The organism is Burkholderia humptydooensis (assembly GCF_001513745.1).
Classification (GTDB): Bacteria; Pseudomonadota; Gammaproteobacteria; order Burkholderiales; family Burkholderiaceae; genus Burkholderia; species Burkholderia humptydooensis.
Genome location: NZ_CP013382.1, coordinates 2,234,583 through 2,248,903, shown reverse-complemented (window position 1 = coordinate 2,248,903; position 14,321 = coordinate 2,234,583). Strand labels below are relative to the sequence as shown.

At 62.4% G+C, this 14,321-nt stretch carries 12 protein-coding genes and 2 pseudogenes; 10 read left to right on the top strand and 4 right to left on the bottom strand.

Going from position 1 to position 14,321, the window contains the following annotated elements; genetic code table 11:
* Positions 1-16: 16 nt before the first annotated feature.
* A complete protein-coding gene (locus AQ610_RS28670; RefSeq protein WP_045554724.1) occupies positions 17-2,803 on the bottom strand; it encodes a type VI secretion system Vgr family protein in 2,787 nt (928 codons plus the stop codon).
* A 530-nt stretch (positions 2,804-3,333) separates the two neighbouring features.
* On the opposite strand from AQ610_RS28670, the gene AQ610_RS37980 reads away from it, so the two are divergent.
* The 3 genes and pseudogenes from AQ610_RS37980 to AQ610_RS28665 all read left to right on the top strand — a co-directional run.
* Entirely contained in the window at positions 3,334-3,456 is a 123-nt protein-coding gene (locus AQ610_RS37980; RefSeq protein ID WP_009916978.1) for a hypothetical protein, read from the top strand.
* Between the two features lie 141 nt (positions 3,457-3,597).
* Positions 3,598-3,768, top strand: a complete 171-nt coding sequence (locus AQ610_RS37065) for a hypothetical protein (RefSeq protein ID WP_006029533.1) — start codon at positions 3,598-3,600, stop codon at positions 3,766-3,768.
* Between the two features lie 30 nt (positions 3,769-3,798).
* Positions 3,799-4,980, top strand: a pseudogene (locus AQ610_RS28665) (DUF4158 domain-containing protein); the annotation flags it as partial.
* A 297-nt stretch (positions 4,981-5,277) separates the two neighbouring features.
* Here the strand turns inward: AQ610_RS28665 and AQ610_RS32045 are convergent.
* The gene (locus AQ610_RS32045) at positions 5,278-5,583 is read right to left on the bottom strand and encodes an H-NS histone family protein (protein WP_009916980.1); all 306 of its coding nucleotides are present in this window, start codon (positions 5,581-5,583) and stop codon (positions 5,278-5,280) included.
* 664 nt (positions 5,584-6,247) lie between these two features.
* Positions 6,248-6,406 (bottom strand): annotated as a pseudogene (locus AQ610_RS35250) (extracellular solute-binding protein); the annotation flags it as partial.
* A gap of 358 nt (positions 6,407-6,764) precedes the next feature.
* Between AQ610_RS35250 and AQ610_RS37060 the strand changes: the two are divergent.
* From AQ610_RS37060 to AQ610_RS28645, 5 genes are all read left to right on the top strand, one after another.
* Positions 6,765-7,370 (top strand): hypothetical protein, encoded by a 606-nt coding sequence (locus tag AQ610_RS37060; RefSeq protein WP_197417882.1) that lies wholly within the window; start codon positions 6,765-6,767, stop codon positions 7,368-7,370.
* Between the two features lie 201 nt (positions 7,371-7,571).
* Positions 7,572-8,489 carry a LysR family transcriptional regulator gene (locus AQ610_RS28660; RefSeq protein ID WP_009916926.1) on the top strand — a complete coding sequence of 306 codons (918 nt, stop codon included), beginning with the start codon at positions 7,572-7,574 and terminating at the stop codon, positions 8,487-8,489.
* A gap of 400 nt (positions 8,490-8,889) precedes the next feature.
* Positions 8,890-10,050, top strand: coding sequence for an ABC transporter substrate-binding protein (locus AQ610_RS28655; RefSeq protein WP_230479310.1), 1,161 nt, complete (start codon positions 8,890-8,892; stop codon positions 10,048-10,050).
* Positions 10,051-10,152: 102 nt separating this feature from the next.
* On the top strand, positions 10,153-11,178 hold the full coding sequence (locus AQ610_RS28650) for an ABC transporter ATP-binding protein (RefSeq protein ID WP_009916928.1): 1,026 nt from the start codon (positions 10,153-10,155) through the stop codon (positions 11,176-11,178).
* 2 nt (positions 11,179-11,180) lie between these two features.
* Positions 11,181-11,606: an ABC transporter permease family protein gene (locus AQ610_RS28645; RefSeq protein WP_045554725.1), complete on the top strand. Its 426-nt coding sequence runs from the start codon at positions 11,181-11,183 to the stop codon at positions 11,604-11,606.
* Here the strand turns inward: AQ610_RS28645 and AQ610_RS28640 are convergent.
* On the bottom strand, positions 11,569-12,789 hold the full coding sequence (locus AQ610_RS28640; protein WP_045554815.1) for an ISL3 family transposase: 1,221 nt from the start codon (positions 12,787-12,789) through the stop codon (positions 11,569-11,571). The two genes, AQ610_RS28645 and AQ610_RS28640, sit on opposite strands and share 38 nt — an antisense overlap.
* 109 nt (positions 12,790-12,898) lie before the next feature.
* On the opposite strand from AQ610_RS28640, the gene AQ610_RS28635 reads away from it, so the two are divergent.
* Complete coding sequence (locus tag AQ610_RS28635) at positions 12,899-13,456, top strand: ABC transporter permease (protein ID WP_006029539.1); 558 nt, start codon at positions 12,899-12,901, stop codon at positions 13,454-13,456.
* A complete protein-coding gene (locus tag AQ610_RS28630; RefSeq protein ID WP_009917542.1) occupies positions 13,446-14,255 on the top strand; it encodes an ABC transporter permease in 810 nt (269 codons plus the stop codon). Before AQ610_RS28635 ends, AQ610_RS28630 begins: the two co-directional genes overlap by 11 nt.
* Positions 14,256-14,321 lie beyond the last annotated feature (66 nt).

The following is a 14,321-nucleotide window of genomic DNA, read 5'->3' as shown; positions in this document are numbered from 1 at the left end:
ACATCGGTTATCGAATTCATGCCGCGGGACCGCTCGGCGTCGGCCGCAACGCGCGCACCGCCAGCTTCTCGATATCCTCGCTCTTCTGTTCGGTGATATGCCCCAGCTCGTTCGTCATCCCGGTCAGGCGCGTGCCGTCCCCGCGGATCAGTTCGTACGGGTGGTTTTTCAGGACCTCGCCCGTGACGCGATCGCGCAGTATGTACGGATCGTTGAACTGCGCCTGCGGCAAACTGTTCATGTGCTCGGCCACCGAACTGGGCCCCTGCCGGCTGAACGACGCCGACTTGATCGTTCGGGCGCCGCGCGTGCCGTCCTCGATGCCGGCTTTCGTCAGGCGCAAGTACGAGCCGCCGCACTTCAAAATCAGCTCTTCGGTCGCCTCGATCACGATCCGCTTCTTGCTGAACAGCGATGTATCCTTGGCCGAGTTCAGCTTGATTTCATCGGTGTGCGCCGACACCTCAATTGGCCCCTTGGCGGCGAACAGCTTCATGCCGGCCTTGTGCACGAACAGGCTGATCTTCTCCGCGGCCGCCGCGATCAGCGACTTGCCGCTCGCCAGGTGCGTGTTCCCGCCGCTGATCACGTTGGCTTCCGCTTCGGCTACCACGTGCGCCGAGCGGTCCGCCACGGCGGCAAAATCCGCGGGCGTCGCGATCACGATCACCGGCTTCGCAAACCCGTTGGCGCTGCCCGTGCCGCCGCCGGCGGTCACCCCGCCCGAGGTTTGCCCCGACACCGCATGCTGCGCGGCCGCCGTCAGCGCCTTGAGCGCGTCCTGACCCGCCTGCAGCGATTCGGCCTGCGCGGTCGCGCTGGCGCTCGACAGCGATTCCACCAGCATCCCGGTCTTCTGCAACTGCGCGCGGACCTCGTCGACACTGAGCTGCTCGTCGTCGTATGCCTTCGGGTGCGTGCTGATCGACAGGCCCTTGCTCGCCCGCACGGCACCATATTCGTCGGCATGCAGCATGAACCCCTGGCCGAGATACCGACCGCGCGTGTTGCCGTCCTGCTGGATCAGATAGCCCTGGGTGAGCGCCGCGTAGCTCTTGCCCGTGTAGCTGATGAGCCGCGTGCCGCCCTGGTTCGTCGCGTCGTCATGCACGAACGCGTTGTACGCGCCGGTGTTGCCGAAGCCCAGCGACTGGAAGCCCGACAGCAGCACGTTCGTATGCCACGGCGCCGGCGTCGTGCCGCCGCTGGCACGCCCCAGAATAAAGGGCTTGTCACAGTCATTGCCCCAGTAGCCGATGAGCACCCATTCGCCCGCGCGCGGTACGTGCACCGCGCCGTAACCGTTGCCCGTGTCCGCCTGCATCGACGACAGCAGCGGCGACGCATTGAACGCGCCGTCCGGGTTTTTCCGGTCCCATGCGAAATGGACGCGAACCTGATTCCGCTCGTTCGACCAGGCCTCGATTCCCTGCTGCGTGACGACGAGCGCGTGCTCGATCGACATCGCCGGCTTCGGATGCTCGAATGGGCTACGAAACTCGACCCGCGCATCCTGCGCCTCGACCTCGAGCACAAAGAAGCCGGCCGTGCCGTCCTCGGCGTGCCCCGGCGTCGCGAAGCGTGCGCCGTGTGCCGCCTGCTGCTCGGCCAGCGTCGCGCGCAGGCTGAGCGGGAATTCGGTCATCGGCTGGCCGATCGGCACGTTGTTCTCGATGAACCAGCGCGCCTCGACCGCCAGGAACGTCCGGTCGGCGGCATCGCGCTCCGGATGACGCGGATGGTCGTTCAGCACGAAGCGCGACCCCGCATCGAGCCAGCGCAGACTGCCGACCCCGAAGTAGCGCCGGGCACGTGCATCCCAGCCCTGCACGCGCCGGCGCGCGCGGGCCGCGCCGCTATCGGAATCGGGGTAGCCGTACGCGGTCGGCTCGTAGACCGTCATCGGCACGCTCGGAATCCGGTGCTGCTGCGCCTGGTGTCGCCCGTCGTCCGTCACGTAGCTGATCGACGCGAGCGTACTCGCCGCTTCAAAGCGGGACGCGGGGCGTTTGTAATCGAACGCGCTCGACTCGTACCGCAGACTTTGCATCGTCTGCATCGCCGCCCAGTGCGTGAACCCGTTCACCGCCTCGTCAGCGCCAGCGCCACGCGCGAAGTCGGCCGGTTTGGCGTCGGGGAGCGCCGCGATCTGGTCGACGATCACCAGCATGGACTTCGGCGTCTCGCCGTCCTTCACAGGCGCGTGAACCCAGTAGCAATACCAGCCTTCGTCTTCGAGCAGCCGGTGGAAAAAATGCAGATCCGTTTCGCTCTGCCGGCACCACGAGCGCACCGCCGGCTCGCGGTTCAGATTGAAACGGAATTGGCCTTGCAGTTGCGGATAGCGATTCAGGAGGTCGGACACGATCTCCTGCGCCGTCCGTTCGAGCCAGCCTTCGTCGTTATGTGTGCCGCCCAGGAACACCAGCGCCGACGAAAATTCGAGCTGGTACGTCGACAGCCCACCATCCCCGCCCAGGTAGCCGACCTTGTGCACGAAGCCGTGGATCGGGCGATACACCGGATCGTCATACGGGGCGCTCGGCTGTTGCAGCCACAACGTCACCGGCTGATGCATCAGCGACAACAACGCGGTGTCATCGCGCAGCGACGCGACATCGAGTGTCCAGTGATAATCGCGGCCGATCCGTGCCGATCCGCGTGCGCGCAGCGGAATCAGCGCGTTCTGGCCGAGCGGCGTGTCCAGCCGCAACAGGCGGTTTCGCTGCAATAGGCCCCGGTGGATCGCGTTATACAGATCGCGATATGTCAGCTCCCCGAGCGCAGGTGGTCTGAGTACCATTTATCTCTCAATATTTTTCTAGAATTTTCTGCCGAACAGGCGGCAAGCTCATTTTAGGCAGAGCAAATGACATCAAACTACAGCGATTGTCAAATAATCGTGCCCCAATTAAAAAGGAGGGCGCTGCCAGTCAACGATCATTGCCTTGATATGGCTTCCATCAACATCAGCGCTCCGCAATGACTGGACTATTCTAACCGGTTGCCTGGATCGTCCGGATATCGATGGTCAAACCGGCACCCTCCGGGATTGGCGCTGTGCGGACGAAAAAAAGGCCGACCGGGCAATGTCGACCTGAATGTTCCGGCAATCCGGGGATGGCTTCGCCAGAACCTGAGAGGGCTCGATTATCGCATAACGGTCGGCCGCGCATTGTTCGGGATTGAGGGGTTTGACACAGCTCATCGTCCAGTCCAGGACATGCCTCGAAGGTGACACAGCCGCGCGCTACAATGATCAATTCCGTTGACGACGCCGATCAACCTAGCCGGCATTGTCACGCTCATTAGTCCGCCGGAGGGAATCGCCCCATGAAAACCACCGAGCCACGAAAGCCCGTTTGGCGGCCGATCAGCTACCTGCCGATCGTCTTCGACCTGTTTGGCGGACAGTTGGAAGAGGCGCAGGCGCTTCACGACAAGCTGACGTCGTGAAGCGCACAGCCCAACGTACTGGACGACGCCACGCTCGTGCGAATCAGGCAGGTATACGGTGAGCAACGTGAATTCCTCCCAGTTCAATGTGAACAGTTCGAGCGGTAGCGGTCCGAGCTCTCGACGCCCGGACAGCGCGAAATGCTCGCGCATCTGACGGCACGCGCGGATCAACTGTCGGCGCTGCAGGACCAGATCCTCCGGCTGGTTGACGAACTGTCATCGGGCACCATCGACCGGATCATGGGGATGAGCGACGCCGACCTCGCCGCAGCGGTACTGTCGGGACGGCTCAAACTGCCGAAGCGCTGAACGACGGGGACCGCCAGGACGGAGGCTGCGATGACCCAAATTCACGAACCCGCGTACCCGGTACTCCCGGCTGAGCTGGACGAAGCGGAATTACGGACGATCTACACGTCCAGCGCGGCCGAGATCCGGTTCGTTTTTGGTCAGTTCCGCCAGGCGCCGACGCGCGTGCTGATCCTCGCGCAACTAAAGCTGCTGCAGCGTCCCGGATACATGCCGGTGATCTCCGATGTGCCGCCCGCCATCATCGAGCACCTATGTACGGTGCTCGGCGTCCGCCCGCTGCCGCGCACAACGCTCGCACGCTACGACCGCTCGGGCAGCAAATCCCGGCATCAGAAGATCCTTCGCGAGTTCGTTCGGATTCTCCCCGTCGATAGCGCAGTCCACGCATGGCTGGCCGAATTAGCCGCTCTCACGGCCCGGACCAAGGCGGAACTACCGGACATCGTCAACGTGATGCTAGAAGAGCTGGTTCGGCGCCGCTACGAGCTGCCGCCGCTTGCGACGCTCACCCGGATTGCCCGCCACGCTCGCAGCCAGCTCCATGAATCGATTTATCGCGCCTTCGTCGACTCGCTCGACGACGCATTGAAGGATCGGATCGACACGCTCTTTCAGGTTCGACGCGGCCGAACGCCGTGGGATGAGCTCAAGCGCGAGCCGAAGCGACCCGGGCCGCGCGAAATCGCAAGTTTCCTCGAGCACATTCAGGCGATGAACGCGTTGGCGGATGGTTTGCCGCCCGTGCCGAACATGCTCTTGGTCCCGAAGCGCATGCAGTTCGTCACCGAAGCGCGTGCGCTGGACGTCCACGAAATGCGGGCGCCCAAGCCCGCCAAGCGCTACACGCTCGCGGTGCTGTTCATGCTCGCGCAACGCCAGAAGGCGCTCAACGACGTCGTCGAGATTTTCATCAAGATCGTGCGCAATCTTGAGCACACCGCCAAGCTGCGACTTCAGCAGTACCAGCTCGCGCATGCCGACCAGTTGCAGTCGCTTGTCAGCCAGTTTCGCGACGTCCTGAATGTGCTGCAGGACGACGAAACGCCTGCGGCCGTGCGCATCACGCAGATGCGGGCCGCACTGAACAACGATCCGGACGCCGTCCTGATCCGCTGTAACGAGCATATCGCGCAGGCCGGCAATCACATCTTTCCGTTCCTGCTCGCGCCGTACAAAAACCTCTGGTCGTTGTTGCTCCAGTGCGTTGAGGCGCACCACCGACTTGTGACAGGGAGGATAGCAAATTCGCGGAGATAGTCCGGCATTCGACGGGCGGCTATGAGAGAGAAAAGGCGGCAGCCAAATTAACGAAGGTTCACGATCATGTTGGCGGTGGACGGTTCGACAACGTCGAGACGACCTGTCAAGATTGACCGGCCAATACCGTCTTTGGGTGCGCTCAGCATGGGCCGCGGCATCCCAAGCCACGAAATGGACCTTCCAAGCGGAACCATCTTGGCCTACTGGCTCGTTCCATGAGCGCGAGAGCGAGAGCTCGATTGTCGATCAAGCAAGCCGATCGATCAGGAAAGCTTCGCGCGGCGAGCCAGACATCCATTTCGGTGCTCGCCCTCGGCCGCACCATGTTTCGCCAGTCATCGGGTTCCGATACTTTGGAGGCAGTGGACCACGCCGCTTGTCCGGTGAGCGAAGGCGCCTCCATTGCGAAAAGATCTGGTCGGGCCGAATTTCGTACATCAGGATGGCCTCCCGAATCCGAGAAAGCGCCGTCGAGATTTCGCGCGCTCTGGCTGCTTCGGCTTCCTTATTGAGTGCATCGAGTTGAGCTTTCAGTTCCTCGTAAGTTGCCACAATGCCTCTCCAATCGAATTACGTTAAACGTGCACATCCGAGCACCGTGCATCATCAGGGGCGCGTATCGTGTGCCATGCATTCGACGACACGACGAGAGTAAAAAGGCGATCGTCGATATCGACGATCGCAAAAGCTGCCTGCTCCGAGGCAGATCGAAGGGCAGCAGGAGGTGGCCTAAACGGTTTTAGCCATCAGGTGTCGCTCACGTATCGGATTGAATTACAGCGAGCGGTGTTCGGAGAAATGATCGAATTGTCGATCGAAGGTCGGCCACTGTGAAGCGTTAAACGGCGCCCGAACATCCGACTGCCTGAGGTCTTTTGGTTTTCCGATGGAGGCCTAATGTTCGTGCGCGACGAGCACGGGCGCGGGCGATTCATGGTGTGCGGCCGTGCTTGCGTCGTCACAAAAGGAAACGTTGAGATATCGAAACGACAAGTGTCCCGATGTTCCCGTAGAATAGAGTCAGCCATGGTGGTCTCTCAATGTGTACACCTAGGTCAGGCCGTGGGTAATGTTCGCAGCATTACCCACGGCCGCATCATTTCGGTACGCCAGGATCGACGGCCTTTTCCAGAACAACCAGGCATGCCGTCTTAAGCTTGTATTTTTCTTTCCTTCGACTATTCGCCGGTTTGGAACTCGTTGGGCCTATGGTGTGTCAGCGATTTCCCTTCAACTTTAGCCAGACTTTGTTTCGTAACTGAATCGCCGCCGGCGAACATATCTTGTAAGGACGGAGCCTTACTTTGTATTGCTCCGGGGTTTTAATCGCAGGGTTCTTCAATAGTGCAGCATCGATATGCCGCTCGGAGCCGATGGGATCCCAGGCTGAGTGACATGGTCAACGAATGTGAACTACCGCAGGCATCGTTAGGCACGATAAGCCAAAGATGCTGACAGGCTTGAACCAAACGGTACGTGGTCGGCTGCTCCTCCCTTTGCTACGGAGCACACGGACAGGAAGACCACCGGTGTACAGGCAGGACCTAACCCACTCGTTGTGATGTTTGTGGAACACGGTAAGCCCGACATGCTGCCAGCGATGGCAGGCCAACCGCAAGGAAGGCTGATGGCATAGCGGGTAAAAGAACGCGGAAAAAGCGAAGGCCGTCCTGTAATCGGGTGGATACACCCCGGTTCAACAGGGTACTGGCGCGCTGCAAGGCCAAAACGTGGTGAAAATCGGTTGGGCGACGGATGGTTCAGGTCTGCGTGTGACGGTCGATACAACCGACGTCGGCGTGGTCGCGTTCGCGAGTCAACTTGCTGCATATGCATCGCAGCAGTGGGTGCTGAACAACGCCGTTCCCAAGGGCGGAGGGGCAATGACTGGTACGTTGGCGGTGCCACAGGTTCAGTTGAGCCAGGGGTATGCGGACAACGACGGCACGAAGCCGATGATCTACAACGACCCGTCCGTCAGAAACGTTGTTTTCCGAACTGGTCCATCGAACGCGTACAAGTACACGGTGATCGATGAGAACGGCGTAATGAACCTTCCGGCTCGACCGAGTTTCGCAGGATCGACGCCTTGGGACACTGGTAACTTCGACCCAAACTCGAAGCTGAACACGTCCGGCGAAATCGTTGGCGGCCGCTTAGCGCTCATTAAACAAGGCTGGCAGGCGGACTTCCAGCTTAGAAACTGGCGAGATGGCCAAGACGTTAGCACGTACCTTCGAGCGCGCGATGGCGGCGGTTTCGAAATCATCAACAACGCGTACACCCGGCGACATCGCAGGGTTCGACGACGAGCATGCGGACAAACTCGTCGACGCTGATATTGCCGCGGCTCACGAGGCGGATGTGAAGGGCGCGAAAGCGTCGGCGAAGGGCGAAAGCGCCAAGCTCACCGTAGCGAGGGGGTACGGGTCGAGCCAACAACTGGCGCGACTTCACGTCGCACGCGTCCGTAAGAATCCGTTTCCTGAGGGTACCGCGATATATACTCCCCCCGATCTCAAAAACCGCCCGACGTCCCCATGAGCCTCTCCGTCAAAAGCGTGCGTTATTTCATCGCGGTGGCGGAAGCCGAGTCCGTGACGGGCGCAACCCAGACGCTCAACATTTCGCAATCTGTCATCACCGAGGCCATCAAAGGTCTCGAAAGCGAACTGGGCGCGCAACTCTTCGTGCGTCACGCGCGCGGCATGGTGCTCACGCACGCGGGCCATCAATTCCTGCGTCACGCGCATCAGATCCTCGCAGCCGTGCGCAACGCCCAGCAAGCGCTCTCCGCGCGCCCGGACACCAAAACCGGCCGCCTGAACGTCGGCGTCACGAGCCTGATGACCGGCTACTTCCTGCCCTACCTGCTCGACCAATACAAACGCGTGTTCCCCAAGGTGGAAGTGCAGGTGGTCGAGGATCAGCGCGACTACATCGAACATCTGCTCGTCAACGGCGAACTGGACGTGGCCGTGCTGATCGTCTCGAACGTGCAGAACAGCCAGGCCATCGAAACCGAATCGCTGATCAAGGCCGCGTGGCGTCTGTGGCTGCCGGCCAATCACGCGCTGCGCGGCCTGGGCAGCATCTCGCTTCAGGAGATCGCCAACGAAGGCATGATCATGCTGAAAGTGGACGAGTTGGAAGACAACACCACCGCGTTCTGGCGCGCGGCGGGGCTGCGGCCCAACACGGTGATGCGCACGGCGTCGGTGGAAGCGGTGCGGAGTCTGGTGGCCACCGGCGCGGGCCTGTCGATTCTCCCCGACGTGCTGTACCGCCCCTGGTCGCTCGACGGCGACCGGCTGGAGGTGCGCAAGATTCTGGGCGAGATGCCGACCGTCGACATCGGCATCGCCTGGCGGCGCAGCCTCACTTTGCCGGAGATGGTGCAGCATTTCCTCAGCGTCGCACGCGAGTATTCGCGCACGCACAGCAAATCGTCGATCTGAATTTCCGATATTACACGTAGATCATTCCATTCCGCCGAAACATTCAGGTTCTTATACGCATCACCGCTCGGGTTTTCACGGACACCGCTTGCGGCGCCGAGGGTTTCGCAAAAGCGCGCCGGACGGCGCATCCGCCGCTTTGCGTCGTGCCTGAAAGCTCCGCGTCATGCGGGACAGCCGCGATTCCTCCCACGCCGCGCGGCCACGCTCGAGCGCGTTTTCGTCGACTTCTGCGGCTCGAGCGTTCGGAATTTAAGATAGCTCGTATCTGGGTTTCGGCCTATCGGTCAAAAAAGACCCCCTCCTAGAATAGCTCCGACCATCATCGCATCGCCTCAAACCCTTTGCCCACGGGGCTTTCAGGTACGCCGCCCGGGCCACAATCACGAGGAATCGGAGCATGTCGCACACCCCTTACATGGCTGCCGCCATCGCCCTTGCCGCGCTCGTCAACACGGGGCTCGCCAGCGCGGCCGGGCCGCTTGCGCAACTGGGCAGGCCGGAAGGCCAGGTCAACATCATCGCGTGGCCGGGCTACATCGAACGCGGCGACACTGACAAGAAATACGACTGGGTCACCGGCTTCGAGAAGCAGTCGGGCTGCAAGGTGAACGTGAAGACGGCCGCGACCTCCGACGAAATGGTCTCGCTGATGAACCAGGGCGGCTACGACCTCGTCACGGCCTCGGGCGATGCGAGTCTGCGGCTCGTATACGGCAAGAAGGTGCAACCGATCAACACCGCGCTGATTCCCGCCTGGAACACGATCGAGCCGCGCCTCCAGAACGCGCCGTGGCATACGGTCAATGGCGTGCATTACGGCGTGCCGTATCAGTGGGGCGCGAATTTCCTCGCCTATAACACGAAGATTTTCCCGAAGGCGCCCACCTCGTGGTCGGTCGTCTTCGAGCAGCAGACGCTGCCCGACGGCAAGAGCAACAAGGGCCGCGTGCAGGCCTATAACGGCGCGATCTATGTGGCCGACGCCGCCGTCTATCTGATGCGCAAGAATCCCGCGCTCGGCATCAAGGACCCATACGAGCTGAACGAAGCGCAATACGCCGAAGTGCTCAAGGTGCTGCGCGCGCAAAAGCCGCTCGTGCATCGCTATTGGCACGACGTCACGGTGCAGATGAACGACTTCAAGAACGAAGGCGTGGCCGTGTCGAGCGCTTGGGGCTACACGGTGAATTCGCTGCAAGCCGAAAAATTCCCGATCGCCGCGACGATTCCTCAGGAAGGCGCCACGGGTTGGGCCGACACCACGATGATGCACGCGGACGCACCGCATCCCGTCTGCGCCTACAAGTGGATGAACTGGTCGCTCAACCGCAAATTGCAGGCCGATCTGGCCGAATGGTTCGGCTCGAATCCGGTGATTCAGGGCGGTTGCCAGCAGGCGGCGGCGGGCGGCTCGAACTTCTGCGCGGCGAACGGCTATGACCGCTTCGACCAGATTCACTTCTGGAAGACGCCGGTGGCGAATTGCGGTTCGCAGGGCAAGTGCGTGCCGTACGGCCGCTGGACCCAGGATTTCATTTCGATCATGGGTGGTCGATAGCGCTACGGGAAAACCACGGGACGCCACGCCGACGTGCGTGGCGCGGGGGGCAGCCCTTCCGCGGCACGATGCGGCAAGTCGCAACAACAGGCAGGAAACATCATGAATAGCGCAGTCGAATTCTCCCGGGTCTCGCGTCACTACGGCGGCGTGCGCGCCGTGGACGACGTTTCGCTCGTCGTCAACGACGGCGAATTCTTCTCGATGCTCGGGCCGTCGGGTTCCGGCAAGACCACATGCCTGCGTCTGATCGCGGGCTTCGAACAGCCCGGCGCGGGCCGCGTGGTCCTGCATGGCCGCGACGCGACCGGCCTGCCGCCGTATCAGCGCGACGTGAACACCGTGTTCCAGGATTACGCGCTGTTCCCGCACATGAACATTCGCGACAACGTGGCCTACGGGCTGCTGGTGAGCGGCGCCGACAAACGCACGCGTCATCGTCAGGCGGAGGAGGCGCTGGAACTCGTCGCGCTCGGCGGTTATGGCGCGCGGCGTCCCGGCCAACTGTCGGGCGGACAGCGGCAGCGCGTGGCGCTGGCGCGCGCACTCGTGCGGCGTCCGCGCATTCTGCTGCTCGACGAACCGCTGGGCGCGCTCGACCTCAAGCTGCGCGAGCAGATGCAGATCGAACTCAAGACCTTGCAGCGCAAGCTCGGCGTGACCTTCATCTACGTCACGCACGATCAGGGCGAGGCGCTGTCGATGTCGGACCGCGTGGCCGTGTTCAACAAAGGCCGCATCGAGCAGGTCGACACGCCGCGCAATCTCTACACGCGTCCGGCAACGCCGTTCGTCGCCGATTTCGTCGGCACATCGAACGTGATCGTCGACGCTGCCTTGCTGCAACGCGTGGGCGCGACCCAACCGTTTGCGATCCGTCCCGAGCACATCCGCTTCATCGGTGCTGCGCCCGCGAGCACCGATGACGTGCAGTTGCCCGGCACGCTGATCGACATCCAGTACTACGGCGCGACGAGCCGCTTCGAGGTGCGTTCGGATGCAGGGCAGCGCCTCGCGGTGACGGTTGCGAATCAGGACGATGCGGCCACGGCGCTGCCCGCGGTCGGCGACGCCGTCACGCTCGCGTGGGCGCGCCGTGCGATGGTGGCGCTGGAGCCGCGGGGGTGAGCATGACCACGACATCGAATGCGGCCGTGACGCGCGCCGCGCCGCCGCGCGACGGCCTGATGCGCCGCGCAAGCGGCTTCCTGCACCGGCACGCGAACCTGTATTTGTCGCTGCTGCTTCTGCCGCCGCTGTTGTGGTTCGGCGTGGTGTATCTGGGTTCGTTGTTCACGCTGCTGCTTCAAAGCGTCTGGCGCTTCGACGACTTCACGATGGCCGTGAGTCCCGATTTCACGCTTGCGAACTATCTGGCGCTGGTGCACGATCCCGCCAATCTGGACGTGGTGCTGCGCACGACCGGCATGGCCTGCTGCGTGACGCTCGCGAGCGCGCTGCTCGCGTTTCCGGTGGCGTACTACATGGCGCGCTACGCGAAGGGCTGGAAAAAAGGGTTCATCGCGGATTACCGGGGAACGCGGCGCGGATCTTGAGAAAGAAGTATTCCTCGTCGCGGTACCCGTAAGCCCGACGCTTGATGACCTTGATGGTGTTGTTGATGCCTTCGACGATGCTGGTATTAAGCGGATGTCGGCAGCGGGCCACGATTCCGTGCCAGTAACCCTGCAGGCGCTGCGCAAACAGTTGCAGCGCGGCAATTCCGCTTTGCCGGGCTTGCTCGATCCATTGTTCCCAGGCCTTTTCCGCCCAGGCAGGCTTGCGGTAGAACCAGAGCCGCTTGAGTTCGTCACGTAGCACGTAGACGCACAACAATGGCTGATTGGCGGCCAGCAGTTCCTTCAGATGCACGGACTGCTCGGGCTTCAGGTTGTGGCGGTTGCGCAGCAGCAACCAGCGGCTGGACTTCAGGACCTTCCGGGCCGGCCGGTCATGGCGCAACTGATTAGCCTGATCGACCCGCACCCGATCAATCACCTCACGCCCGTACTTGGCCACGACGTGGAACAGGTCGTAGACGACCTCAGCCTGCGGACACTGCGCTTTGATCTCCAACTCGTAGGCCGTGGTCATGTCGATGGCCACTGCTTCGATGCGCTCGGCAACACCCGGTGGAAGCTGTTCGAAGAAGGCTCTGGCCGTCTCGCGCGAGCGTCCCGCTCCAATCCAGAGCACTTGCCGACCAATCGGATCGACCACCACCGTGGCGTAGCGATGACCTTTATGGAGCGCGAACTCGTCCATCGCCAGATAGCGGATCGTCGACCAGTCAGGATCAGCCACACGCGCTCGCAAGCGCATCTTGTCGATCGATTTGACCGTGTGCCAGCCCAAATCGTAGAAGGCGGCGACCGCCTGCACGCTGGCCGCCTGCAGCAGTTTCTCGCAGGCCTTGGCAAATCGCTCCGTCACTCGCTGGTAACGGCCCAGCCACGCCAGTTTCTCCAGTCGCGGACCGCCGCAGCGTTCGCACCAGACTCGGCGGCGGGGGACGTGCAGTACCACCCGGTACTCGAACAGTGGCAGATCGCGCACCCGGCGAACCGTCGTCTCATGAATCTGCTGGCAGCGTGCACCGCACTGTTCGCAGTACATGACCTTGCTGACCGGCTTCAAATACAGCGACAGCGTACGGCCTTCTCCTTCCGGCCATTCCACCCCCTCTAACCGATAGCCGGTCCAGCAACCCAGTGCTTGAAGTGCCTTGCGATCGAGCAATTCTGCCTCCTGACCTCCTTAAAGTCAGGCGTCAGGTTACGCAATCGCCATCAAACCCTCCACGGTTTCCTGCGATGAACCGAAAAAAGGCCTGTTCTACGTGGCCGTGATGCTGCCGATGTGGGCCAGCTACATCGTCAAGGTCTATGCGTGGACCGTGATTCTCGCCCAGGGCGGCGTGCTCTACTGGATCATCGACACGCTGCATCTGCGCGCGGCGCTCGATGCGCTGCTGCGCGTGCCGGTGATCGGCGGCGACTCGCTGTCCACCTCGAACATCGGCCGCTTTCTGGTCTTCACGTATATCTGGCTGCCGTTCATGATCCTGCCGATCCAGGCCGCCATCGAGCGCATTCCGGCCAATCTGCTGCAGGCGTCCGCCGACCTCGGCGCGCATCCGCGCCAGACTTTCCGCACCGTGATCCTGCCGCTGGCGTTTCCCGGCATCGCGGCGGGCTCGATCTTCACGTTCTCGCTCACGCTGGGCGACTACATCATTCCGCAACTCGTGGGGCCGAGCGGCCTCTTTATCGGCACCATGGTCTACACGATGCAAGGCTCGATCGGCAACGTGCCGATGGCCGCCGCCTTCACGGTTGTCCCGATGCTGCTGATCGGCGTGTATCTCGTCATCGCCAAACGCCTGGGAGCTTTCGATGCATTCTGACGCCCAGCCTTCGCGCCTGCTGCGCTGCGCCGCCTGGGGCGGCCTCGCGTTCCTGCATCTGCCGGTTCTCGTGGTCGCGCTCTACGCGTTCAACACCGAAACCAGCGCGTTCAGTTTCCCGCTCAAGGGCTTCACGCTGCACTGGTTCACCGACGCCTTCGCGCGCGACGACATGCTCGCGGCCGCGTGGCTCTCGGTGAAGGTGGCGGCGCTCGCCACGTTGCTGGCGGTGCTGCTCGGCACGGCCGCCGCGGGTGCGCTGTACCGGCGCAACTTCTTCGGCAAGGAAGCCATGACGTTTGCGCTGATCCTGCCGATCGCGCTGCCAGGCATCATCACCGGCATCGCGCTTCTGTCCGCGTTCAAGACCGCGAATCTCGACCTGGGCTTCTGGACCATCGCGGTCGGGCACGGCACGTTCTGCGTGGTAATGGTCTACAACAACGTGGTCGCGCGGCTGCGGCGCATGCCCGCGAGCCTCGTGGAAGCGTCGATGGATCTCGGCGCGGATGGTTGGCAGACCTTCCGTCACGTCGTGCTGCCGCAGATCGCCACGGCGTTGCTGGCGGGCGCGATTCTCGCGTTCGCGCTGAGCTTCGACGAGATCATCGTCACCACGTTTACGGCGGGACAGGAACGCACGCTGCCGATCTGGCTGCTGAACCAGCTATCGCGGCCGCGCGACGTGCCCGTGACTAACGTGGTCGCGCTGATGGTGATGGCCATCACCATGATTCCGATTCTGGGCGCGTGGTATCTCACGCGCGACACCGAAAGTACCGCGGGCAGCAGCCGCTGAACGGCGCGCGGCCATCGCGGACAGGACCGACACCCAAGAGCGTAGGCTCAACGAAGAGAGAGCAAA

What these genes read in the sequence shown, in the direction of transcription:
- AQ610_RS28645 (WP_045554725.1), top strand. Translation starts at nt 11,181, where the DNA reads ATGACCACGACATCGAATGCGGCCGTGACGCGCGCCGCGCCGCCGCGC.
- AQ610_RS37065 (WP_006029533.1), top strand. Translation starts at nt 3,598, where the DNA reads ATGCTCGCGCATCTGACGGCACGCGCGGATCAACTGTCGGCGCTGCAG.
- AQ610_RS28660 (WP_009916926.1), top strand. Translation starts at nt 7,572, where the DNA reads ATGAGCCTCTCCGTCAAAAGCGTGCGTTATTTCATCGCGGTGGCGGAA.
- AQ610_RS28650 (WP_009916928.1), top strand. Translation starts at nt 10,153, where the DNA reads ATGAATAGCGCAGTCGAATTCTCCCGGGTCTCGCGTCACTACGGCGGC.
- AQ610_RS28630 (WP_009917542.1), top strand. Translation starts at nt 13,446, where the DNA reads ATGCATTCTGACGCCCAGCCTTCGCGCCTGCTGCGCTGCGCCGCCTGG.
- AQ610_RS28635 (WP_006029539.1), top strand. Translation starts at nt 12,899, where the DNA reads ATGCTGCCGATGTGGGCCAGCTACATCGTCAAGGTCTATGCGTGGACC.
- AQ610_RS28670 (WP_045554724.1), bottom strand. Translation starts at nt 2,803, where the DNA reads ATGGTACTCAGACCACCTGCGCTCGGGGAGCTGACATATCGCGATCTG.
- AQ610_RS37980 (WP_009916978.1), top strand. Translation starts at nt 3,334, where the DNA reads ATGAAAACCACCGAGCCACGAAAGCCCGTTTGGCGGCCGATCAGCTAC.
- AQ610_RS28655 (WP_230479310.1), top strand. Translation starts at nt 8,890, where the DNA reads ATGTCGCACACCCCTTACATGGCTGCCGCCATCGCCCTTGCCGCGCTC.